26 protein-coding genes and 2 riboswitches are annotated in these 24,076 nt (G+C 31.1%); of the genes, 4 read left to right on the top strand and 22 right to left on the bottom strand.

Going from position 1 to position 24,076, the window contains the following annotated elements:
- Positions 1 to 20: 20 nt before the first annotated feature.
- The 9 genes from phnL to ACREVX_RS09810 all read right to left on the bottom strand — a co-directional run bounded on the left by phnL (position 21) and on the right by ACREVX_RS09810 (position 7,357).
- Positions 21 to 734, bottom strand: a complete 714-nt coding sequence (phnL, locus tag ACREVX_RS09770) for a phosphonate C-P lyase system protein PhnL (RefSeq protein WP_431544004.1) — start codon at positions 732 to 734, stop codon at positions 21 to 23.
- Positions 721 to 1,359, bottom strand: a complete 639-nt coding sequence (locus tag ACREVX_RS09775; protein WP_431544005.1) for a DapH/DapD/GlmU-related protein — start codon at positions 1,357 to 1,359, stop codon at positions 721 to 723. Before ACREVX_RS09775 ends, phnL begins: the two co-directional genes overlap by 14 nt.
- Positions 1,356 to 2,534 (bottom strand): phosphonate metabolism protein PhnM, encoded by a 1,179-nt coding sequence (gene phnM / locus ACREVX_RS09780; RefSeq protein ID WP_431544006.1) that lies wholly within the window; start codon positions 2,532 to 2,534, stop codon positions 1,356 to 1,358. Before phnM ends, ACREVX_RS09775 begins: the two co-directional genes overlap by 4 nt.
- Positions 2,535 to 2,587: 53 nt before the next feature.
- Complete coding sequence (locus tag ACREVX_RS09785; RefSeq protein ID WP_431544007.1) at positions 2,588 to 3,445, bottom strand: ATP-binding cassette domain-containing protein; 858 nt, start codon at positions 3,443 to 3,445, stop codon at positions 2,588 to 2,590.
- Positions 3,446 to 4,306 (bottom strand): alpha-D-ribose 1-methylphosphonate 5-phosphate C-P-lyase PhnJ, encoded by an 861-nt coding sequence (locus tag ACREVX_RS09790; protein ID WP_431544008.1) that lies wholly within the window; start codon positions 4,304 to 4,306, stop codon positions 3,446 to 3,448.
- A 4-nt stretch (positions 4,307 to 4,310) separates the two neighbouring features.
- The gene (locus tag ACREVX_RS09795; RefSeq protein ID WP_431544009.1) at positions 4,311 to 5,411 is read right to left on the bottom strand and encodes a carbon-phosphorus lyase complex subunit PhnI; all 1,101 of its coding nucleotides are present in this window, start codon (positions 5,409 to 5,411) and stop codon (positions 4,311 to 4,313) included.
- A 13-nt stretch (positions 5,412 to 5,424) separates the two neighbouring features.
- Positions 5,425 to 6,009 (bottom strand): phosphonate C-P lyase system protein PhnH, encoded by a 585-nt coding sequence (gene phnH / locus ACREVX_RS09800; protein ID WP_431544010.1) that lies wholly within the window; start codon positions 6,007 to 6,009, stop codon positions 5,425 to 5,427.
- A 41-nt stretch (positions 6,010 to 6,050) separates the two neighbouring features.
- Positions 6,051 to 6,473 (bottom strand): phosphonate C-P lyase system protein PhnG, encoded by a 423-nt coding sequence (gene phnG, locus ACREVX_RS09805; protein WP_431544011.1) that lies wholly within the window; start codon positions 6,471 to 6,473, stop codon positions 6,051 to 6,053.
- Between the two features lie 149 nt (positions 6,474 to 6,622).
- A complete protein-coding gene (locus ACREVX_RS09810; protein WP_431544012.1) occupies positions 6,623 to 7,357 on the bottom strand; it encodes a GntR family transcriptional regulator in 735 nt (244 codons plus the stop codon).
- Positions 7,358 to 7,867: 510 nt separating this feature from the next.
- On the opposite strand from ACREVX_RS09810, the gene ACREVX_RS09815 reads away from it, so the two are divergent.
- Positions 7,868 to 8,761, top strand: a complete 894-nt coding sequence (locus tag ACREVX_RS09815) for a glycine betaine ABC transporter substrate-binding protein (RefSeq protein WP_431544013.1) — start codon at positions 7,868 to 7,870, stop codon at positions 8,759 to 8,761.
- A 79-nt stretch (positions 8,762 to 8,840) separates the two neighbouring features.
- Here the strand turns inward: ACREVX_RS09815 and ACREVX_RS09820 are convergent, their stop codons facing one another.
- From ACREVX_RS09820 to ACREVX_RS09845, 6 genes are all read right to left on the bottom strand, one after another.
- On the bottom strand, positions 8,841 to 9,176 hold the full coding sequence (locus ACREVX_RS09820) for a cupin domain-containing protein (RefSeq protein ID WP_431544014.1): 336 nt from the start codon (positions 9,174 to 9,176) through the stop codon (positions 8,841 to 8,843).
- 223 nt (positions 9,177 to 9,399) lie between these two features.
- Positions 9,400 to 9,729 carry a putative signal transducing protein gene (locus ACREVX_RS09825; protein ID WP_431544015.1) on the bottom strand — a complete coding sequence of 110 codons (330 nt, stop codon included), beginning with the start codon at positions 9,727 to 9,729 and terminating at the stop codon, positions 9,400 to 9,402.
- Between the two features lie 92 nt (positions 9,730 to 9,821).
- Complete coding sequence (locus tag ACREVX_RS09830) at positions 9,822 to 10,106, bottom strand: DUF5316 family protein (RefSeq protein ID WP_431544016.1); 285 nt, start codon at positions 10,104 to 10,106, stop codon at positions 9,822 to 9,824.
- Between the two features lie 29 nt (positions 10,107 to 10,135).
- The gene (locus ACREVX_RS09835) at positions 10,136 to 11,182 is read right to left on the bottom strand and encodes an ABC-2 transporter permease (RefSeq protein ID WP_431544017.1); all 1,047 of its coding nucleotides are present in this window, start codon (positions 11,180 to 11,182) and stop codon (positions 10,136 to 10,138) included.
- Positions 11,175 to 12,062: an ABC transporter ATP-binding protein gene (locus ACREVX_RS09840; protein ID WP_431544018.1), complete on the bottom strand. Its 888-nt coding sequence runs from the start codon at positions 12,060 to 12,062 to the stop codon at positions 11,175 to 11,177. The genes ACREVX_RS09835 and ACREVX_RS09840 overlap by 8 nt, the downstream gene beginning before the upstream one ends.
- Positions 12,063 to 12,095: 33 nt before the next feature.
- On the bottom strand, positions 12,096 to 12,467 hold the full coding sequence (locus ACREVX_RS09845; protein ID WP_431544019.1) for a GntR family transcriptional regulator: 372 nt from the start codon (positions 12,465 to 12,467) through the stop codon (positions 12,096 to 12,098).
- Between the two features lie 394 nt (positions 12,468 to 12,861).
- On the opposite strand from ACREVX_RS09845, the gene ACREVX_RS09850 reads away from it, so the two are divergent.
- Positions 12,862 to 14,565, top strand: a complete 1,704-nt coding sequence (locus tag ACREVX_RS09850) for an oleate hydratase (protein ID WP_431544020.1) — start codon at positions 12,862 to 12,864, stop codon at positions 14,563 to 14,565.
- A gap of 98 nt (positions 14,566 to 14,663) precedes the next feature.
- On the opposite strand, the gene ACREVX_RS09855 is transcribed toward ACREVX_RS09850, so the two are convergent.
- The 3 genes from ACREVX_RS09855 to ACREVX_RS09865 all read right to left on the bottom strand — a co-directional run bounded on the left by ACREVX_RS09855 (position 14,664) and on the right by ACREVX_RS09865 (position 17,123).
- Positions 14,664 to 15,206 (bottom strand): TetR-like C-terminal domain-containing protein, encoded by a 543-nt coding sequence (locus tag ACREVX_RS09855; RefSeq protein ID WP_431544021.1) that lies wholly within the window; start codon positions 15,204 to 15,206, stop codon positions 14,664 to 14,666.
- A 194-nt stretch (positions 15,207 to 15,400) separates the two neighbouring features.
- The gene (locus tag ACREVX_RS09860; protein ID WP_431544022.1) at positions 15,401 to 15,562 is read right to left on the bottom strand and encodes a hypothetical protein; all 162 of its coding nucleotides are present in this window, start codon (positions 15,560 to 15,562) and stop codon (positions 15,401 to 15,403) included.
- 265 nt (positions 15,563 to 15,827) lie between these two features.
- Positions 15,828 to 17,123, bottom strand: coding sequence for an Nramp family divalent metal transporter (locus tag ACREVX_RS09865; RefSeq protein WP_431544023.1), 1,296 nt, complete (start codon positions 17,121 to 17,123; stop codon positions 15,828 to 15,830).
- A gap of 199 nt (positions 17,124 to 17,322) precedes the next feature.
- Here ACREVX_RS09865 and ACREVX_RS09870 point away from each other — a divergent pair, with 199 nt between their 5' ends.
- Positions 17,323 to 17,790: a metal-dependent transcriptional regulator gene (locus ACREVX_RS09870; protein WP_431544024.1), complete on the top strand. Its 468-nt coding sequence runs from the start codon at positions 17,323 to 17,325 to the stop codon at positions 17,788 to 17,790.
- Positions 17,791 to 17,894: 104 nt separating this feature from the next.
- On the opposite strand, the gene ACREVX_RS09875 is transcribed toward ACREVX_RS09870, so the two are convergent.
- From ACREVX_RS09875 to ACREVX_RS09890, 4 genes are all read right to left on the bottom strand, one after another.
- The gene (locus ACREVX_RS09875) at positions 17,895 to 19,637 is read right to left on the bottom strand and encodes an ABC-F family ATP-binding cassette domain-containing protein (RefSeq protein ID WP_431544025.1); all 1,743 of its coding nucleotides are present in this window, start codon (positions 19,635 to 19,637) and stop codon (positions 17,895 to 17,897) included.
- 202 nt (positions 19,638 to 19,839) lie between these two features.
- Entirely contained in the window at positions 19,840 to 21,204 is a 1,365-nt protein-coding gene (locus ACREVX_RS09880) for an alanine/glycine:cation symporter family protein (RefSeq protein ID WP_431544026.1), read from the bottom strand.
- Positions 21,205 to 21,259: 55 nt separating this feature from the next.
- A riboswitch (glycine riboswitch) is annotated at positions 21,260 to 21,416 on the bottom strand.
- Positions 21,417 to 21,447: 31 nt separating this feature from the next.
- Positions 21,448 to 21,521: riboswitch (glycine riboswitch) on the bottom strand.
- 277 nt (positions 21,522 to 21,798) lie between these two features.
- Entirely contained in the window at positions 21,799 to 22,446 is a 648-nt protein-coding gene (locus ACREVX_RS09885; RefSeq protein ID WP_431544027.1) for a hypothetical protein, read from the bottom strand.
- A 201-nt stretch (positions 22,447 to 22,647) separates the two neighbouring features.
- Positions 22,648 to 22,818 (bottom strand): hypothetical protein, encoded by a 171-nt coding sequence (locus ACREVX_RS09890; RefSeq protein WP_431544028.1) that lies wholly within the window; start codon positions 22,816 to 22,818, stop codon positions 22,648 to 22,650.
- A gap of 240 nt (positions 22,819 to 23,058) precedes the next feature.
- On the opposite strand from ACREVX_RS09890, the gene ACREVX_RS09895 reads away from it, so the two are divergent.
- Positions 23,059 to 23,967, top strand: a complete 909-nt coding sequence (locus ACREVX_RS09895) for an AEC family transporter (RefSeq protein ID WP_431544029.1) — start codon at positions 23,059 to 23,061, stop codon at positions 23,965 to 23,967.
- Positions 23,968 to 24,076: the final 109 nt, after the last annotated feature.

A 24,076-nucleotide genomic window follows, 5' to 3' on the forward strand; every position in this document is an offset into this window, starting at 1 on the left:
CTTAATTATCACATTTATACTTAATTAAATTGACCTGCTTGCATATTGTACTTTTTATCACAAAGTCCAGTCATAAAATCAATGTCATGGAATATTCCTATCATTGTTGTACCTTCTTCTTTTAGCTGCTGGATAAGCTCTTTTACCCTATACTTTGATTCTTCGTCAAGACTTGCAGTCGGTTCATCTAAAAGTAGTAATCTTGGATGTTTCACCATGGCTCTTGCTATATTTAGGCGAAGTTTTTCTCCACCAGAAAAGGTATTTGGATAACTATCCCATAGCTCTTCACCAAGCTCAAAATGAGCTAACATTTTTTGTGCATCTCTTGATGCAATTTCTTTGCTAAAACCCATTTCTATTACTGCTTGCTCAACTATTTCCCTTGCTGTAGTCCTTGGCATTGAATTTAAAAATTGCGATACATAACCTATTTCATATTTTCTAAGGTATATAATATGTCTCTCAGAAGCCTTTGACAAATTAATTAATCCGAATTTTTTTGAATCATACCATATATCTCCTTTTTCTGGTAAATATGTCCTATAAATACACTTAAGAATTGTAGATTTCCCACTACCACTCCGTCCCGTAATTCCGATAAACTCTCCAGCTTTTACTGTTATACTTACATCTTGTGATGCATTTATATGCTTTCCTATATTATGAATATTAAATGTTTTCCATAGATTTTCTATTTTTAACATATCATTCATTAAATCACCCTTTTTCATAATGTTTTTTTACAAAAGAATCTATATCCATTGAAAAATCATTCAAATTTTCTTTTATTTTTTCATACGTCCAATTCCACCATTGTATTTTCTCAAGCTTTTCTATAATATCTGCCTCAAACCTTTTTTTTATTTCTTTTGCTGGTACTCCAGCTACAATAGAATATGCCTGAACATCCTTTGTCACAACTGCGCCAGCTCCAACTACTGCTCCGTTTCCAATTTTTATTCCTGCCATAATCGTAACGCCATGTCCAATCCAAGTATCATGGCCAATGCACGTTATTATACTTTCTCTTTTTCTAAAAAATTCTTCGTCGTCCTTATCATCAAAACCAAACATCTCTCGTCTATAAGTAAAGTGATGAAGAGTAGGCCTCTTCACAGGATGATTTGTCGGTCCTATTCTCACCATAGTTGCTATATTACAAAACTTTCCTATATCTGTGTTTTGAAGAAAACAAAACTGGCCAGTGTACGAAAAATCACCTAAATTTACATTTTCAAAGAAATTAAAGATTCCTACCTCAGTATAGTCACCTAATTTCGTATTACTTATTTTGCAGTCTGAACTTATAAATGGCTCCTTATATAACCTTTTTTTCTCTTCTATTATACTTATCATGTTCTGTAATTTGTCCTTGATATTAAATTTCCATCAACAAACACTGAGGTTATAACTGGATAATTCTCACTGATTTTTTCTATTATAATAATATCAGCCCTTTTATTTTCTTTAATGGACCCAATCTCACTGTCCATATTTACGGCCCTAGCAGGATTAATAGTTACTAAGTTAAACATTTTCCCTAGGTCTTGATTATATTTTTCATGCATAATAAAAATAGAATGTAATAATGCTGCTGGGTAATAATCACTACATAATATATCTATTGTATCGTTATTAATTGCATCTATTGCAGATAGGTTCCCTGAATGTGAACCCCCTTGTAAAATATTCGGTGCACCAGCTAGCGTAAGCATTCCCATTTCTTTTGCCCTCCTTGCTATATCTAGCGTTATAGGGAATTCACTAATGCTAGCTCCAAGCCCCTTAATTAAATTTAACTTTTCTAGGCAATCATCATCATGGGATGCTACGGCAATGTTTTTAGACTTAGCTAAATCAGCTATCTCCTTAATAAGTTCCATAGTCATCTTCTCTTTGCCTTTATGACCCTCTATAATAACGTCCACTTCTTCATCACTTATACTCTTATATCCCTTTATAGTATTTCTATATACTTCTAAATTTTTATATTGACCTTGCCCTGGTGTATGATCCATAAAAGAAATTAAATGCACTTTATTTCCTTTAATATACTCTTTTAAATTATCTATTTCCTCAAAATTATCTATTTCTAATCTTGCATGAAATCTATGACGGATTAGATGCTTATCCTCATGAGTTTTATCTATTAGGTTGGCAAATTTTTTTACATTCTCTGAGGTTCTGATAGGCTTATGAGAAAACCCATCTGGTTTGTAAAGTGAAAGGGAATGAAACATGGTAGTTATACCTTGGTTTATAAGTATTTTTTCACTTTCTCTTAAACAAAGATTAAAATCTAACATGGTAGTTGGTCTTGGTACTGCCATAGTTTCGATGAAATCAGAATGTATATCAACAAACCCTGGTGATATATACCCCCCTTTAGCGTCAATTACTTCAATTGAATCTTCTTTCTTCATTTCTCCTTTGGCTGCAATTTTTTTTATAATACCACCCTCAATTAATAAATCATGATTAATTAAAATTCCATTTTCAGTTACAATTTGGCCGTTTGTTATTAAATACAATTCCTTATCCCCCTTCTAATGTCTTTTAAATAATAGCAATACTACTATATGCTTTATATTAACGAATGCACTAACTGTTGAGTGTATGGATTTTGAGGGTCTTCTAATATTTGATCTGTAAGCCCTTCCTCTATTACTTTTCCATCCAACATCACAATGGTTCTATCTGCCAGCATTCTTATTACTGCTAAATCATGTGACACAACGATCATGCTGATGCCTAATTCTCTTTGTAGCTGCTTAATTAAATCAAGGACATTAGCCTGAACTGATAAATCAAGACCAGTAGTAACTTCATCAAGCAATAATATAGGCGGATTATTTGATAAAGCCTTTGCTATTTGAACACGCTGTTGCATGCCTCCCGAAAATTTCTTTGGAGCTTCCTTTATTCTAAAAAGTGGGATGTTAACTCTATCTAGTAATTCTTTCCCACGCCTCTCCATTTCGCCAACATTTCTTGACCCAGCAGATATTAGTTTCTCTGCAATATTCCCAATTGATGAAAAATCCATCTTTAAACCAAGTATTGGATTTTGATAAACTTTACCTAAAATATTATTTTTTAAAAACCTTTTATTTTGAGATGATTCTTTAAATATATTTGTTTTTCCGTCCTTATAATCACTTATAAAAGCCTCTCCACCAGTAACTTCTTGATCAAAATATAAACATTGAAGCATAGTAGATTTTCCACTTCCACTCTCACCTACCACCCCAAGGATTTCACCGCTGTGCAGTTCAAAGGATATGTCTTTACAAGCATATACAGTTCCACAATGTGGGCAATAGTTTTTTATTAGAACATTTTCACTGCTACTTAAACAAAATTCACATCCATTCCCAAACTGCTTTGTGAGGTTTTTAACCTTAATTGTTGGTTTTTCAAAATCATTAATCCCTGCTTGCATTTATGCTTCACCACCCTCATGTGTAGTCATCTTGTTTAGCCTATTAATGCAGTAGTTAGTATCACTGCATTGATAGGAAGTATCTCCCAAGGCTCCACCGACTATCTCATCCAAATAAACTTTGCTTGCTCCACATATTCTACAAGTTTTCTCACCAAAATCTTCAACTTCGAATGGAAAATCCTCAAAACCTAAAGAGACAACCTTTGTATAAGGTGGAATGGCATATACTTTTTTCTCTCTACCAGCTCCAAATAAGATTAAGCCCTTCGAATTGTTTAGCTTTGGATTATCAAACCTTGGAATAGGGCTTGGGGCCATAACGTACCTATCATGAACATAAACTGGATGGTCTGCTCCAGTTGCCATATTTCCAAATTTCATTATTTTCTCAAATAGCATAAGCCATGCTCCACTGTACTCCATCTCTGAATGAAGCCTTTTAGTAACAAATTCACTTGGTTCTACAACTCTTAAGGGTTCTGGCACTGGAACCTGAAGAACTAGTATTTGATCCTTCTGCAAAGGTATTTCTGGTATCCTATGTCTTGATTGAATCAATGTAGCACAACTTGTTTCATCTGTAAGCGCAACTCCAGTAGTTTTGCTTATTAGCTTTTTAATATTAATAGCATTTACAGATTCATCTGACCCTTGATCTATAACTTTTAAAATATCTTCTTTTCCAATTAATGATAAGGTTAACTGCAGTCCACCTGTTCCCCACCCTCTAGCAATAGGCATTTCCCTTGATGCAAAGGGCACCTGATACCCGGGGATTGCGACTGCCTTAAGCGAGGCTCTCCTAATTTCTTTTTTAGAACCCTCATCAAAGTAGGCAAAATTATAACTTATATTCATTACTTTATTTCTCCTTTCTCGTTTTACGAACACTATCCAATTTAGATTGAAAGGTGACGTAATGAGGCAATTTCAAATGAGAGATAAAACCTGTGGACTCGACACTATCTATGTTGTATAAAACAAATTCCTCATCACTAGTCGGGTATCTACTGTCTGGAACCTCAAGGCAATTATCGAGAATACTCATAGCTATGGCTTTTGTTTCATTTTGTCCATAACATATTCCGTATCCTATAACAAACTCCAGCTCTTTTTTACCAAATTTTTTTTCAGATATGTTAGGTATAAAAGACTCTACCTCTGTTACGCAAATATCACCAATATAAAACTCCTCTTGTTCATCATCAGAATCATCTAGCGGATTATTAATATATAAATCAAGTTTTCCAATTCTTAACTCTCCTACTGTAGGATGGGTAGCACCATATGCCCTAAGTGCTGCATACCCTAGCGAAGTTACCGCTCCAGTTTGACCTCTCGTAAGTATTTGTAGTCTCTCACTCCTCTGGCTAGGAAACTCTAAGCTTTTTTTAGTAATATCTGATGGCTGTTGATTATCGTCCTCGCAACTTTTAATTAATCCTTCTTTTCTCAAATAATCCACAACCTTAGGAAGTCTCCCAAGTTCAGTATTATCTTCTTTGTCTATATACTGGTTTTCAAATTCCCTTACCCATTTAAGCGATTCTTCTAGAGTTTCATTACATAAGTCAAAATCGATAAGTCTATGAGTGTAATCATAAGATGCACCTAGTATTTGGCCTCCAATTATGTCCTTAAAACTTGCAGATATCCTTCGCTCAACATTCATATTAGCTGTATTAACAGTTTTAGTGTAATGTTTTCTAGGCAGGGTTGATCTATATGCTCTAAGAACAAATACTGCTTCTTCTGAATTTCCCTCTGTTTGTTTTACAGCAATGGATGCTAACTCCTCGGAGTACAAACTACTCTCAGACATGACTTGATCTATAAGCCCTCTCATTCCACATCTTATGTCCTCAACATCTAAGATCCTTTTACCCTTTAATCTCTCATATTTCAATTTCTTTATAGATTCCTCTATCGCAATGGTTCCACCCTTTACTGCAACATAACCCATCTAAGTCACCGCCCTATTCAAAAATTGTAGTTGTTCTTGGCAAACACATGATTTTGGCTTCTCTATCAACAAAAATAGTGTCCACGCCAAGAGGGTACTCAATATTTTTATTTTTTCTTTCTATAACAAATGATCCATTTGTTATAATATCCACATGGCATAGATCCTCAATCCCTGGCCCCTTTAATATATACCTTTCATCAGTTGATAATTTTTGTGCCTCAACAATTATAGTTGCACACTTGTGAGGATCAATTAAAGTTCCCAGCTTTGCATTCTTAAAAGCTTCCCCTAAACTATTTTCGTCTGCATCATTTAAAATAAATATAAAATCTGCTTCTTCAAGCGTTGTAGCCTTAGCATAAGTTAATTGATTTATAAAATTTGTTACCACTTGTTTATTCTTAGACACTATATTAAAAGTAACTTCGCCATCGAGTAAAACATACATATTAACTAAAGTCCCTTTATAAAAACTTATATCAAAATCTATTTTTTCACCAAGCGAATATAAACTTTCTATACTTCCTGGTCTTGACATACATTTAAGCAATTTTCTATAAGCTTCCTGAGTGTCATGAACTAAATCTAAACTCATCTATTTACTCCTTTCAAATTAAAATACATACAAAAATTAAATTAATCACTCATATTCTCAAAGTTTACTTTCGTCATTAAAATATTGGCTTGCTTTTTTTTCATTTCTTCTTTTATATTAATTTCCTCACAAGTTAGAATTTTTTTCCAACCCTTAGTCTCTTCTAAATCAGCATTGTATGCTGCATCAATAACCCCTAACCAATAAGCAAGTTCAATATTATTTCCACTAACAATTCCTATTCCTAATTTTCCTTCAATCAATATTTTGGCTTCCGTTACTAAAACCTCACCCATATAGAATAAAGTTTTTTTTGCACTTTCGCGCATTTTAACCATTACGAGTCCATAGTTAGGTTCTTCAACAATTTTTACTGTATATTTTTTATCTATTTCTGAGCATAAACTTTTTGCAATTTCATTGGATCCTTTAATTAAAATTTCAGTTCTTCTCTTCCTATTCATGTTCTACTCCCCCCTCGTCTACAATTCAAAGTATATCTTGTTGCCAAGCTCGTGAGCGTTAAGGTTAAGTTAAGTAAGTTAAATCCTCATAACCTTTAACGACATCATGTTAATTGTCACCATAATAAAAAAAATAAGGCACCATTTCGTTAAGAAATAGTTGCCTTATCTTTTGGGGATAATACATATTTAAATGTATCTCCTCTATATATAATTTTCGTATACTCCAATACTTTCTTACTTTTATTATCGATACAATTTGTTTCTAAAATTAATAGTGGCACTAAGCTAGTACATCCTAATATCTTTCGCTCATCCGCTGTAGGAAATGAAATGCTAATAATACTTTTATATGATGTAAACTCAAAATATCCGTTTAATTCATAATAACTAAAAATAGATCCTATACCTTCCCCATCTTCTTCAATATTCTTGAATACCGATTTTGCTAAATATGATATATGAATTGCACTAGGTTTTTTATCAATAATTCTCAGTCTACCAATTTTATAGACCTCATCTTCCTTATGTACTTGTAATTCCTCATATATCTTTTTATCATATTTAATTTTTTCAAATAAAATATTTTTTGTTTGTAGTACGCGTCCTGTATCTTTCATTTTTTGGCTAAAGCTTTTATCTCCTGATAATTGCAATTCAATATATTGTTGCTTTTCCTTAAGGTATCTCCCCTTTCCTTGTATAGAATATATATATCCCATTTCTTCTAATTTTTCATAAGCTTTTCTTGCAGTAATTCTAGGAACCTTATATATATCTGCTAGTTCGTTTTCTGAAAGTAATTTCTCGTGTAGCTTATACTTGTCACCATTAATTTCTGAAATAAGTTTGTCAATAATCATATTTTCTATTTCATTTTTCATGAGCCTTCTCCTCTTCTGAATCTAAAATCCATTCTCTCATTATATAATACTTTTCTTTTATAATTCAATAAAGAGTAAAATCTGTCCTTGTTGTAAATACTATTATTGAAATTTAGTTTCCTAACTTCAATGTTTTGTTGTTCATTACCTTATACTTTGTTATATTAATATATGATACGAAAGCAATAGACTATTAGGTCATCTAAGAATATACTTCCTATAATTGTTTAAGTTTACATATGCTACAATTCTACATTAATTTCCAAACACCTCTATTAAATTTTTGAGATTAATACAATTTAAAAATTAATAGCAAGTACGTACCGTCCAAAATTTGAATTTCTTAGTTAAGTTTGCTATACTAAATGAATGCGCTATTAATTTTTAGTAATATGTTTACAATAAATACACATATTAAATAATAAAAGAAACTTATTACATATATTAGTTTGCTCAAATTCACAGCAAATTATTATATATAAGATATATATTCTAAGGAGGAATAAATTTATGATAAAAACTGATTTTAAAAAACTGGGTGTAATAGCTCTAAGTCTAGGAATTCTAACTTTTGTAGGCTGTAGTAGTAGCAGTAAAAGTGAAAGTGCCGACACATCTATTGGTGAGCAAATGGATTACAAAATTACAGGCATAGATGCTGGTGCTGGTGAAATGAAACTAGCTGAGCAAGCTGTTAAAGACTATAATACAAATTATACTGTTCAATCTAGCTCAGGTGCTGCTATGACACAAGCACTAGCAGATGCCTATAAAAATAAAAAACCAATAATAGTTACTGGTTGGTCTCCTCACTGGATGTTTAGTAAATATGATTTAAAATACTTAGAAGACCCTAAAGGTATTTTTGGTGGTGCAGAACATATAAATACTGTTGTACACAAAGGCTTAAAAGAAAAACTGCCTAGTGCTTATACAATATTAGACAAATTTAATTGGACTCCTACAGACATGGAAGCTGTTATGCTTAAAGTTAATGATGGTGGAACTGTAAAGGAAGTTGCAAGACAATGGATTGATGACAATGCAGATAAAGTAAGCAAGTGGACAGAAGGCGCAACAAAAGTAGATGGCGATGCAATTAAACTTGCTTATGTTGCTTGGGATAGTGAAATTGCTTCTACTAACATAATTGGATTAGTATTAGAAGATATGGGATACAAAGTTACTCTTACGCAAGTAGACGCAGGACCAATGTGGGCTGCAGTAGGTAGTGGAGATGCGGATGCTATTGTTGCAGCTTGGTTACCAGCAACACATGCAAAATATATATCTGACTATAAAGATTCAGTTGAAGACTTAGGAACAAACCTAGAAGGAGCTAGAGTAGGTTTAGTTGTTCCTAAATACATGGATATTAATTCTATAGAAGATTTAGCTAAATAGATTTGCATTAATTTTTAACATTAGAAAACCCACACGCCTATTAAGTCGTGTGGGTTTTCTAATATTGCAGATTAATTACCTAGCTTTTTATCACCGTTAAAAGCATTTGGAATCTTACGCGAGCTTCAAGTCCATGAGGAACATTAGAAGGCATTATTATTGTTTCACCTGATTTAACATTAAAAACATTATTATCTATAGTAATCTCCGCTTCACCATCTAATACTTGAACCATAGCATCTCCAGGAGTTACGTGGGTGCTAATACCTTCCCCTTTATCTAGGGAGAATAATGAAATGCTTACAGTAGGCGTCTGAGAAATAGTTCTACTTACAACTTGGCCCTCTTGATATGATATTAAGTTCTTTAAATTAATTACTTTTGAAAATTCTATGTTTTTAATTAAAGTTTTCATTTTGTTTCCTCCTTAAATTTTCTTTAATTATAGTATACCTCTATTATTGTTAAAAATCCGTATCATATGTTACCGTTTATAATTATTTACAGCATTGATAGCTAAGACCTGTTTCTAATTATAGAAACAGGTCTTAGCTTTTGAACCTTAGATTAATAAAAGTCATCTCGCTGTATTTTCACATAGTCTTTTTTTATTTGTATTATTAAGTTTAATAATTTATTTATTTGGTTTTAATATCAATTATGTCTTTTGCATTATCAAGTAACTTAGTAGGTACGTATATATTGATGTCACAAACCCCTGGAAAACCATAAGTGCCGCTAACTCCTGCGGTATTTTTAAATGAGGGTATACCAAAAGCGGTTAGTTTTGATTCAATTAATTTTGCTTCAAAATCATCATTAACTGATATAAGAAAGGCCTCAGTGTCATTTTCATCTATTGCTTCCTCTTTTGTAGGTTCAAGCACTTCTACTAATTCACATCCACAATCACTACAAGTTGTAAATCCTGTGCGGTATTCGCATTTACATTTTGGACACCATGACATAATATCATCTCCTTAAAATTCTACAATTCATCTTATTTAAATTATACTCTGATATTTAAAAAATATCAATTCAAACACTAATATTGTACAACTCAAATCAATAAAACAACAGCTAAAATAATATTAGTTGACCCAATAACCATCACAAAATTAGAGATCTTACTTCTTAGAACTTTATCCTCTTCTTTATTACTAGAATCATTTGTTATAAGCCTATCTCTACTAATAAAAGTATCATTTAATATTACTGCTATGCCAAGACATACTAAACCTATACTTCCACAAATTTTTATAGTTAACATCCAATCGTTCAATACTTTACCTAAAACAATACTAATACACATTATAATTAAACTTAATATAATTGGTTTTTTCACTTTAATCCCCCCTCCTAATGTAGGTTTAATTATTTTGATGATGATAATACCTTAAGTAATAATTTTGATATAAAAAATCCAACTATAGTAAAAGTCGTGACCAAGATAAAAAATATACTTAAATCCGTTTCAAAAGTAAGACCAGCAAAAAGTCCAAAACAAACTGCGAAGCCCCAACTAAAGACAGGTCGTAAGTTTTTAAATGCTACTAATCTTAAATTATATTCTAAGTTTCTTCTTTTACAAGCAACATATGCTAGATATAAAAATAAGCAAGTTAATATGAAAAGTATTAATAATTTTAATTTATAGTTAGTATAATAAAAAGTTCTATACATCTCCTTACCACTATCAGGTTCTGTATTAACCCACTCCTGATCAGCTAAATTGTAAATATAAATATTTGACCAGCTATATATTTTGTCAAAAATCAAATAAGTGTATTCAATAACCTCACGCCCCCTCATAAATGCATCCTGTACTACCGCTGTTATAAATGCTGGTACTATAAGTATTATTCCACCTGCTATACCTGCAACTATGCTATTTCCCATAACCGCCTGTGCTAGCATCATAAAAGTAAAAATACAAATGTACTGAAATGTATCCATAAAAAACCATTTAAGAATATCTGAATATGGATTTAACGTAGTATTAAGGTTATTTATATTTATAACATAAAGCAAACTTAAAAATATAAATGTTACAACAAAACTTATTAATAAACTTAGCACTCCCACAAACCATTTGTTAAGTATTACCTCTTTTCTTGTAAATGGCATAGATGCTATAAACCCTTGAGTTTCACTGGTTTTTTCACCTAAGAATAAAATTATAGTTAATATTATTACAATAAATATCATTACAAAAAAGCTATTCTTTACGTAAAGCCCATTATTGAACGCTCTATCAGTCCAAACTTTGCCCTCAAGCCGCATTGTTAGTTTATTATGATTTAATATTGATATGACTCCCTGGACCTTAAAATATAAAAGTATAATAATAGTTAATAATGTTACCCATTTAATGTTTATCCATTCCTTATAAAAAAGGGCCTTATTTATAATTTTATTCATTTTTATCCTCCTCGTATTCGAAATATATAAACATATCCTCAAGACTCATATCAACAATTTCTACAAAATTAGCCCCCAGGTCATAGAGTTTTTGCTCAAAATCTTGCGAGTAATTTTTAGTGATTATATAATTTACTTTACCTATTGTTTCAACCTTAATTACTCCAATCATCGAAGACAATTCTTCACATGAGACATTATCTCTAAACACTACTTGCAGTTTTTTTATGCCATTTTTGGCTTCTTCCATAGAGCTCATAAGTTTTATTTCACCATTTTTAATTATTGCTACGTGATCACATATTCTCTCGATATGATCTAAATGATGTGATGAAATAAATACAGTTACACCTCTTGATGCTACTTCATCTACAATAATAGACATTATTTCTTTTTTAATCACAGGATCGAGACCAGATGTTGGCTCATCAAGTATTAGAACATCTGCCATTATGCTGAAATTCAAAAGAATTGCTATTCTCATCTTCATACCTTTGGAAAGTTCTCTTATTCTTTTTTCTAGAGGTATTTTAAATTTTTTATTAATCTCATCAAACCTCTCCTGCGAAAAATCATTATATGTTTTTTTATAGAATTTTAAGAGTTGCTTTACTTTAAAAGATTGAAAATATTGATTTTCATCGGATACATAACCTATCCTCTGTTTTATTATATTATTATCAAAAACCTCTTCACCATCTATTAATATGTTTCCTCCATTAACTCTGTAAATACCAGTTAGGCATTTTATAAGCGTAGTTTTACCTGCACCATTTTCACCAATTATTCCAAATATACTCCCCTTATTTACATGCAAATTAACATTCTTTAGAATATACCTATCGTCTATCTGCTTGCTCACATTTATTATATCTATCAATGTAACTCCCCCTATTTTATAAATTCAATTAATTTAAAATTCACTATAAATTTCACTAAGTATTTCAATTAACTGTTCTCTATCCACTCCTACATAGTGAGCCTCAATTATTATTTTTTTCATATGATCCTTAATTTCTCTCATCTTTTCTTCATCCATGATGGGTTTAAAATTTTCAACTACAAATGTACCTTTACCCCTTATAACCTCAATTACCTTCATTCGCTCTAGCTCGTTATATGCCTTGCTTATAGTATTGGGATTGATTGTTATAAGCGAGGCGAGTTCTCTTACTGATGGCAGTTTATCCCCCGGCTTTAAAATTCCTTTTATTATATTTTCTTTTATTTTTTCAATAATCTGTTCATAGATAGGTTTACTACTTCTGCTATCAATATTTATCAAGGCTTCACCTTCTCTCAAATAATAAGGTTTATCTATTTATTTTTCAGTACTACGTGTACTACATAACATAGTACACGTAGTGCGTAATATAAATATAATACTTTACACTTATATTGTCAAGATACTATTTTAAAAAAAAGCTATATTTGAAATAATCTGGCCGTAGGGATTAATTGGATGAAGTTATAGATGTATGGAAATAGCCTTCACAAATCGAAGGTTTTGTTGCAAATTTGCACAATCCACCTCTTTTGATGATTTACTATGCTTTATAAAAATTATATTATTGTTATAGACACTCCAACACAAAAGTTTTCTATACTAAATAAAAAACTTAATACTGGATTTTCTATAAGTAGACGAAATTTTTAAATTAAAAGGAGATAGATTAATTGTGATAAATTATGAAAGAATTAAAACATTAAAACCCGAAGGAATTGAAAATAAAAAAGCATATCTAATTGGTGGAGGTATCGCTTCACTTGCGGCTGCTGAATACCTAATTTACGATGGTCATATGGACGGTAAAAATATTACTATTTTAGAACAAAAAAATATTTTAGGTGGTTCTATGGACGGCGCTGGAAACGCTAAAGATGGATATGTTGCACTTGGTGGAAGAGAAATGGAAGAGCATTATGAATGTATGTGGGATTTATTTGGGAAAGTACCCTCATTAGAAGAACCTGGACGAACTGTTTTAGATGAATTTAGAGAATTAAATAATGCTGATCCTAACTACTCTAATTGTCGTGCTATTGCCAACCGCGGAGAAAAACTTGATTTTTCAACTCTTGGACTAGCACAAAATCATGTTAAACAACTTACTAAATTATTTCTTGCAACTGAAGATTCTTTAGGAGCAGTTACTGTTGAACAATTTTTCGATGCTTCATTCTTAGAAACGGATTTTTGGTTATATTGGAGAAGTATGTTTGCATTTGAAAATTGGCACGCTCTTATTGAAATGAAACGTTATATGCATCGTTTTATACATCTAATGCCAGGAATGAATAAAATGAAAGGGTTAGTTTTCACTAAATATAATCAATACGATTCAATGATTCTTCCACTAAAAAAATTATTAGAGTCACACGGAGTAGTATTTGACTTAAATACAAAAGTAACTGATTTAGATATAGATATAACTACAGATAAAAAAACAGTTACAGGAATTCATTTAACTCGCAATGGGAAAAAAGAAGAACTTATTAAAACTACAGAAAATGATTTAGTATTCTTTACTAATGGATCCATGACTGAAAATGCTACACTTGGAAATATGGATAAAGCACCTATATTAGACAGAAGTGAAGGTGCATGCTGGAGTTTATGGAAAAAAATATCTCAAAAAGATGCTTCATTCGGAAAACCAGAAGTATTCTGTAGTGATATTGATAAAACTACATGGGAATCATATACAATAACTGCTAAAGGTCCTAAAATGAAAAAACTTATGGAGAAATTTGCTGAAAGAGAGTTCACTCCACATCAAACTGCAACAGGTGGAATAATAACAATTAAAGACTCAAACTGGTTATTAAGTGTTACTGTTAATAGACAACCTCAATTTACTAATCAACCTGATGATGTTATAGTTGTGTGGGCATATGCATTATTCCCTAACAATGAAGGTGATTTCATTAAAAAGAAAATGAGCGAATGTACCGGAAGCGAATTATTACAAGAGCTTTTATATCATTTAGGAATTGATAAAAAAGATATGGATGAATACATTGATACATGTATTGTAATTCCTTCTATCATGCCTTATGTTACAAGTCAATTTATGCCTCGCGTTAAAGGAGATAGACCACAAGTTGTACCTGCTGGTAGTACAAACCTTGCATTTTTAGGTCAATTTGCAGAAGTTAAAGATGATTGTGTATTTACTGTTGAATATTCAGTTCGTTCTGCTATTATGGCTGTATATACTTTACTTGGACTTGAAAAAAATCCACCTGAAATATATCCTAGCCAATACGATGTACGTGTTGTTACTAAAGCGGCTAAAGCACTATATAGCGGAAGACCATTACCTGCCGAGGCAATTATCAAAAAATTATTAAGCAATACCAGTTTAGAAGGTTTAATTTAAGCTTATTCTAAATATAAAGAATAAAAAGCTATGAAATATGAGTTTATACACTTAATTTCATAGCTTTTATATATATAATACTATTAAGGTATTTTAAATTATAATAACGCTTTATGAGTATCCCCACTTATTATTTTATTAAGATTATCAATAATTTGCTCTGGATTTTCTATCATATTTTTTCTTATCCATTCAAGTAATAAACCAACAAGAGCAACCTTATAAAAATTTACTACAAATTCCTTTTCTTTTTCAGCCACCTCTGTACCTACGGTAATTTCATCTACAACATTTAAAACTAGGTTGTACACTGCACTGTATAAGTGAGTTTCTAATTGTTCACGACCAATTGAGTTATATGTATTTAACACCATTTTTCGGTTTTCACTCAAATAATAGAATATTCTCAAAAATCCCTCTTGCCATGACTTATAGGTTGTATTTTCTTCCATTACATTTCCAACTTCATTTTTAAAAATCCACTCTAAAAGTGCATAAATATCTTGAAAGTGATAATAAAATGTACGACGATTTAAATTACACACTTTAACAATATTATTAACTGTAATTTTAGCTAAAGGAGTAGTATTCATTAATTTTTTTAATGATTCTGCTAAAGCTTGTTTCGTGATATCTGACATACTTTTTATCTCCTCTTTTGTGAAATATATATATATTATATTTCGAATATAATATTTAGTCAATTTATAGTGTATTAGAAATTGAAAACTTCAAGTTTTTAAAAAAAGAAAAAAGAAAAGGATTGCAGGGTTTTGTGCCTTAATCCTTTTCTTTTTATTTACAGGTGTCTGTATGACTGAATATTTAGTATCCCTTATTTGGCGCTTAAAGCTTTTTTAAGAGCTTTAATTTCATCTTGGTGTATTTGCTTGCTTTTGCTATCTCTTTTTTTATCGTCTATAGGTAATAGGCTCTGTAGTGATTTAATTTGTCGTTTTATTTCATCTTTATCTTTTGGAATTTCAAATTTTGGCATTTATTTGACCTCCTTAAAATAATCTTTTATATATCTATTCTACATCTGAGAGTTATTTCCTTCTAAATAGTTGCTTTTTATTAGATAAATATAATAAATAATTACATAAGAAAGTTTGATAAAAAATCATTAAGCTATTAAATAAAAGTAAAAAGGCAGCTGTAAAGAACACTGATACCTATAGACTAGACACTAGAAAGAGTGTTTAAGCTATAGGTATTTTTTGTATGATTTATATGAAGATAGAGACTGGCTAGGAGAGCTCTTATACCCTGCCACTGAAAGTCAGGTAAACAAGAACTGCATTTAAAGCTAAAATAACACTTGTTATAACCCACCCAGCAATTTTAGTTGAACGTTTGTTTACTAAACTGCCCATTAAGTCTTTGCGACTAGTGATCAGCATCATAGGCACAATGGCGAATGGGAGAGCAAAGCTCAAAGCAACTTGACTCATTATTAGAGCATACATGGGATTAACACCTAAAGCTATGATAATTAAGGCCGGGGCCATAGTAATTAATCTTCGTAACTTGATGGGGAGGCTAAGACCAATGAAACCTTCCATAATAGTTTGCCCAGCCATAGTACCCACTGCTGAGGATGACAACCCTGATGCTAGCAATGCTATCCCAAAAGCTCCACTGGAAAGCGTTCCAAGAAGAGGTTCTAATGATCTTTGTGCTTGTTCAATTGTCTCTACAACTATACCGTTTCTATAAAATACTGCTGCAGCAACAATAACCATAGCAGCATTTACAACAAATGCTATATTCATCGCAATAGTAATATCAATATTCGCCATACGTAAATGTTTGCGTTTTTGTTCGTCAGTATCATCACTTTTACTTCTGGCCTGAACTAATTGCGAGTGTAGATATATTACGTGAGGCATTACGGTTGCCCCTAGCATTCCAACGGCTATTAAAACAGCTTGGCTATTGGGAAGTGACGGAATTAACGTGTGGATACCTACTTGTACCCAGTCTGGCTTAGCTAAAACCAATTCAATCGTATAAGCAACGGTTATGACCGCCACTAATATACCAATAATCCACTCAACAACTCTTTGACCATATTTCTCCATACAGACGATTAGGTAAGTAAGTGCTGCTATTATGAGCCCAGCATAAATCATAGGGATTCCAAATAGCAAATATAATCCTAATGTTCCACCAAGAAACTCTGCTAAATCTGTGGCCATAGCAGCGAGTTCCGCTTCAATCCAAAAGAACCAATTAGTCTTGCGCGAAAATACTTTCGAACACATTTGCGGTAAATTGTGACCCGTTGCAATTCCTAATTTTGCAGACATACTTTGTAAAAAAAGTCCCATTAGGTTACTCCAAAGAATTACCCAAATCAGGCTGTAATTAAAGACTGAGCCACCACTAATATTTGTTGCAAAGTTGCCTGGATCAATGTAGGCAACACTTACTATAAACGCAGGCCCTAAAAACTTCAGTACTTCTTTAAACTTAACTAAAGTTTTCTTGCCATTATATACACCTTGTTTTTTATCATTTAAACTTATATCCACTAAGTTCTTATCACTTTCCATAAAATACATCACCTTTCATAACTAATTCCTTTAGTTATACTAAAAATAATTAATAACAGTTAACATTATTAGTCGATACTAACTTTATTTCTCTAGTATAAAATATGTAGTAATTTTTATAATGTTACATAAAAGTAATTAAATTATATTTCAAGCATATAATCTATATAATAAACTATATTTTAAAGTGGGTGAAAATGTGGTAAAAAATAATTTCTATACTTTTAATGAATATATGAAAAAAGAAAATAATCTGCTTACGGCTTCCATGGAAGATTACCTTGAAATGATATATAGATTATCTTTAAATACAGGATTTACGAGAATTCATGAACTTTCTAATGCACTTAATGTCCAGCCGCCTTCTGCTACAAACATGGTACATAAGTTAGCAGAACTGAATCTTTTAAAATATATAAAGTATGGTGTTTTAGTACTTGAAGAAGATGGAAAGATGCTTGGAGAAACATTACTTAATCGTCATAATACTATTGAAAGTTTTTTAAGGTTACTCGATGTTTCAGAGTCTGATGTTTTAGAAGAAACCGAAAAAATTGAACATACAATAAATACTAAAACAACAAAATGTTTTCAAGATTTTGTACAATTCATTAAGGTTAATCCTCAGCTAGAATTTAAATTTAAAAATTACAGAAAAGAACTTTAGCCTTTTTATGTTGAATAAAATTATATTGTTACTAAGTATAAATCTAAGAACCCCATGCCTAAAGGCATGGGGTTCTTAGATAGGTTAACTTCTCGTATAGTAAATTATAATAACTTAATTAACTCTTCTAACTCCTGCGATAAAACTTTAGCAAGTGTAAAATCAGTATCTTTTAATGCCATTGCTATTTTTGTTTCAACTATTTTTTTCTTTTGTTCAATTTCTAAATAATCTTTGTCAAAATGATTAGCATAAATCATCTTTCTAAATTTTCGCATACTCATTTTTCTAATTGTCTTATCTTCAATCATTAAAACAAAATCCATACAGTTTACTATAGAATAGAAATCATGAGAAATCATTAGAATCGCACCTTTATAGTTTTCTATGGCTTTTTCCAGTGCTATTTGTGAATATGTATCTAAATGACTTGTTGGTTCATCAAGAAGCAACATATTTGCTTTACTAGCAGAAACTTTAGCCAGTTGAAGTATATTTTTTTCTCCACCAGATAAAGACCCTATCTTTTGATTAACGGCTTCTTCTTCCTCGAAACCATAACCAGAAATATATGCTCTAACCTCTTGATTAGTTTTAAAACCAGCATCTAAGAACTCCTCAAGTATGGTATTAGACTCGTTTAATGTTTTGCCTTGAAGTTGAGATAAATAAGCCACTTCAACATCTTCATTTATCTTAATACAATCATGATTATTTTTAAATATTTCTTGAAGTAACGTCGTTTTACCTGCACCATTTGAACCGATAATGGCTACTTTATCAGTAGATTTAATCTCAAAATTAACATTTTCTAGAAGCATATCATCAAAGCTAACACTGTAATCATTAACTTTTAAAACAATGGTTTCTACCATTTCATTATCTGTAACTAAACTGATATTGGGTTGTTTAATATCTACAAATGGCGATTTAATTCTACTTTTTTCTAATCTTTCTTGAATTTTAACTCTAGCATTTAAAGATTTTCCTTTAGAAGATTGATTATATTCAGTTGCCATAAATCTTAGTTTATTTATTAAGGTCTCATTTCTCTCAAGTTCTTCATTATCAGTAACAGCTAGTTCTTGCATATCAATTTTCGTTTGAAGCAATGAGAAGTTATACTCAATATAGTTTCCATCAAACTCTTGGAGCTGCATATTTTCAAGGTGTATAATTTTATTAAAACAATGATTCAATAGATATCTGTTGTGCGTAATAATTAACATCGCCTCAGTGCGAGAATTAATTAAATTTTTAAGAGAATTAATGTTTTCAAAATCTAAAAACACATCTGGTTCATCCATAATCATTAAATCTGGACTATTTATCATTTCCTTAATTACTTGAATAAGCTTAAATTCCCCACCACTAAGTTCAGATATCATTTGATCTTTATACTTGATTAAGTTTGCAAGATTTAAGTTTTTATTAATGATGTTTTCGAAATCATCTCCATTAATTGCATCAAATGCATCTAAAGCTTGTTGATACTTTTCTAGTAAAGAATCAATATCCGAAGATGTTTCCATCTCACTGCAAATAGATGTTATTTCATTTTGTAGTTTGATAAATTTTTCCCCTATATATTCGAAAACTGTAATTTCTTTTTTATTTTCTAGTTGTGAGAATTGACTTACATACCCAATTCTACAATTTGGGTCCATCTCGAGCTTTCCATCGAACATATATTTTTCTGGATCCATAATTATATCTATCAGTGTACTTTTTCCACTGCCATTTGTTCCTATAAAAGCACAATGAGTACCCTCTTCTAATGTAAATGAAATGTTATTATATAGATTCTTTTGCGGAAATGAGTAGGACAAGTTATCAACTTTTATCATAATTATTACCTCTCTTTATCACTAAAAAAGAGCCTATAAAAATAAGCTCTTCAATATACTCTTTTTTAAATTGTAATTTTACACTTGATTTTTATATAGTAAAGACATTATACTAATTTTACAATTGATAGCATAACACTTTTTAAAGCTTCTCGTCAATACCCCTAAGGTGTTAATTTTTACCTTTTAGTTGTTTGTTTCACTACTTAAGCCTTCTATCCTCTTCAAGCTCTTTAAAGTATTTTCTTGTTTCATTTGTAATAACTCCACTTAACCCAATTAATCCAATTAAGTTTGGAATTGCCATAAGTCCATTTACTATATCAGCAATTACCCAAATCATTTCTAATTTTAAAAATGCTCCTAATGCTACTAATACAATATATACCCCTCTGTATGGTTTAATTCCTTTTACTCCTATTAAATATACAATACATCTTTCTCCATAATAATTCCAACCAAGTATTGTTGTGAATGCAAAGAAAATAAGTCCAATAGTCACAATCAACTGTCCTATCATCGCTATAGGCAACCCATTACTAAAAGCATAGTTTGTCATAGCTGCTCCTGCATACTCCGAATTCCAAGCTCCAGTCATTATTAAAACAAGACCAGTCATAGTACAAATAATTATTGTATCAAAGAAAGTACCTGTCATAGATACAAGTCCTTGTCTTACACAAGACTTAGTTTTAGCTGCCGCTGCGGCAATTGGTGCACTACCTAGACCAGACTCATTAGAGAATACTCCTCTAGCAACACCACTTCGCATAGCAAGCATTATCGATGCCCCTGTAAAACCACCTGCTGCTGCAGTTGGAGTAAATGCACTCTTTACAACTAAAGCTATCGTTCCTGGTAATAAATCAATATTGATTATTATAATTATTATAGCTCCTATAACATAAAATACTGCCATAAATGGAACAGTTTTTTCTGCTACTGCTGCTATATTTTTTATTCCCCCAATAGTTATTAATGCAACTAAAAGTGTTATTACTATTGCTGTTGCAATAGTTGGTATATTAAATGTAATTGATGTAGCCTCTACTATTGCATTTACCTGTGGGAATGTACCTATTCCAAAAAAGGCAACTCCTATACCAAAAATCGCAAACATTTTTGCTAAAAATTTATTTTTAAGTCCATTTTCAAGGTAATACATAGGTCCGCCAGCCATTTGTCCATTCTCATCAACAGTCCTGTATTTTACTGCAAGTAGGCCTTCAGAATACTTAGTAGCCATCCCAAAGAAAGCAGCTACCCACATCCAGAATAAAGCTCCCGGTCCGCCAAGTTTAATTGCTGTTGCAACACCAACAATATTTCCTGTTCCTATTGTTGCCGCTAAAGCTGTACATAAAGCTGCAAATGATGATACATCACCCGCTCCATCATTATCCCTTTCTTTAGTAAATAAATACTTAAGTGCAAGTGGCAGCTTAGTAACCTGCAATAAACCCAATCTTATAGTTAAATATAATCCTGTACCTACTAGTAAAACAAGTAACGGTGGTCCCCAAAGCCATGAATCAATTCCACTTAATACTTCCATAAATGCTGTCATTTAAAAAATCCTCCCTTAATTTAATATAATGGAGGAGACAAAATTTTTTTCATAATTTCTATCCCCTGTCCTTTTTACCTGAGAGATTCGATAGCTAACAATAAATCTTACGAAAACTTAATTGCTACATGTACAGTTTAAGTAACTTATCTTAATGATACTATCTTGCTCCTTCGGTGTCTGTTTAACCAGCTCTCTCCAGAGGCTCGTCCAATTACGGTTTTCTCCTAATAATAGTTTCTGTGCAAAACTATTAGGTGCCTGAAAGTTTTTCCTCTTCGGCGGATGGCAAGCCATCTCTCTCCCACAATTTTCATCCGAACACAATATTCAATTTTTATTAACAAACCATTTTATAATTATACATTAGCAAACAGAACTTGTCCAATCCGTCCATCAAATATATCCTTACAATTAATTGTAACATTGTAGATAGGATAATACATAAAGGTATCAATCATATTAAATCATCACCTGCGGAGCTGAGATGTCGTTAAAATAAATATAAGCCATTGAAACAATTTGTTTATAAAATTATACACTAAGCGTACAACAATATATCAAAATAATACATCAAGTGTATAACTTGATGTATTATTTTTTACCTTTTTTTGACCATATTTTAAAACCTATAAGCAGTCCACTAGCAATTGTTGATGCAACGCCTGTATATATTGCTACTTTACCTGTGGTTGTTTTATTTTTATGTGCTTTAACTGCGCTGTGGTAATCTTCCATCATATTTTCATACTGTTTCTTGTTGATATTGCCTATACCTATCCCCATAACCTTACAATTCATGCCTGCAAAATAATTAATTTTTTCTGTTATATAACAGTTAAATGTATGTATTTTATCTGGCGATGAACTCCCATCATTCCATAATTCAACTCCAAATAATTCCTCATATATAAATTGATGTTGAAAAACAACTAAAGAGTAATTACCCCTTTTTGAGTGATTTACATTAATATATCCATTGTTTATAATTGCATCGTCAATATTCCCTTTGTATAAAACTAAAATGTTATTGGATGAATTTTCATTTTTGATTTTATCAAATAATTCACTCCCATCAAATGAATAAAATAATTCAACCGAAGTTATATTATTCTTCACTAAGGCTAGTTTCATTATCTCTATATATGAATTAATGTATTGTATATCTTCAGGAATTTTATTCTTGTAATCATTTATTTCATTTTGAGTTTTTTTATTAAATATGCTATTGATAAATCCCATTTTTATACACCTCTATTCTTCCTTCTAAATTTTTTTAGTGTTGTTAGTTTATCATATCTTGCCCTCTTTGTTTGTTTAACATAACATAAGTTTTAAAATTTAAGAAACTGTACGTACCGTATATAATATTTACTAGAATATCTATATAAAATTAAAAAATTCTAGATATTATATTATAATATCCAGAATTTTTTATTTTATTTATTGTCCCCTATTATTTTTACCAACTAAGCCTCCACCATTACCTGCTGATGCACTTTGTGTTCCATTGACCGCCCCTCGCTTAGTATTTTTTTGGGATGAAGATTTTGCTTTTTTTTCTTCAATAAGTTTTTTCATCATTTCCATATTTTTATTTATATCATTTTTCATATTTTTACCCTCTTTTTCTATTTTTATTTCTTAAAAAACTTTATAACCTATGTCTACTAAATTAATATTCACAAAAAAAATCATAGGTATGTCTTGTTATTTTACTAATTTATTATACCCCACAAATGTTACTTTGAGTAGGTCATAAAAATATTTCCAAAAATAAGCTGATATATTGTGTTATACCATGATATAATTTAGAAATGTTAAGATTGTAATATCATCACAAGGAGACAATAAATGAATACTATTAACTCACAGTTTGCAATGTCATTAAGTATTATTTTATTAGGATATTTATTAAAAAAAACGAATATTCTAAAAGAAAGCGATGGAGAAGTTATTTCAAGGTTAATTTTTAATGTTACTCTTCCCTCCATAGTCATAAATGTTTTTAGTACTATGACCATAGACAAAAACCTTCTACTTATACCTGTAATCAGCTTTGTGTACGGGTTATTTATGGCAGTAGTGGCCCTCATTGTATTTAAAGGAGAATCAAGACGAGAAAAGGGAATGCTATCAATGCTTGTGCCTTCCTTCAACATAGGACTTTTCGCATATCCTCTGGTAGAGTCAATATGGGGAAAAGAAGGTCTTAAATACTTTGGTATGTTTGATATGGGCAACTCCTTCATTGTTTTCGCAGTTTGTTATATTATTGGAAGCATATATTCAAGCAGCGAAGGTGAAATCTCATACAAGAATATTTTTTCTAAAACATTACACTCAATACCTTTTCTTACATATATTATAACTTTGGCAATTAATCTTCTGGGATTTAATATTCCAAAGCCAATTATAGAAATTACTGGAATTCTTTCCAAAGCAAATATGCCCCTTTCGTTGTTGGCGCTTGGGTTATACCTTAGCTTTTCCTTTAAGAAGAAATACTTAAAAAATATGGCTAAAATAATTACTTTAAGGTATCTAATTGGATTTGGAGTGGGCATACTTCTTTATAATTTAATATCCATAGATCCACTGTTCAAAATAACTATGTTAATTGGTTTTATCTTACCAATAAGTTTCACAGTAATTCCTTACTCAGTAGAGTTTGGATATGATACTAAATTTGTAGGAACTGTTAATAATTTTACAATTATAATAAGCTTTTTACTAATATGGGCTATTGTTGCTTTTATTTAACTTAGTTAAAAATTGAATATATCAAAAGGGAGTTCATAAATGAGCTCCCTTTTATCAGTATTATTAAACATATAAATTTAGCACCTTCGCTTTGCTCATAAAATTTATT

Source organism: Clostridium sp. (genome assembly GCF_050717545.1).
Lineage (GTDB): Bacteria > Bacillota > Clostridia > Clostridiales > Clostridiaceae > Clostridium_AD.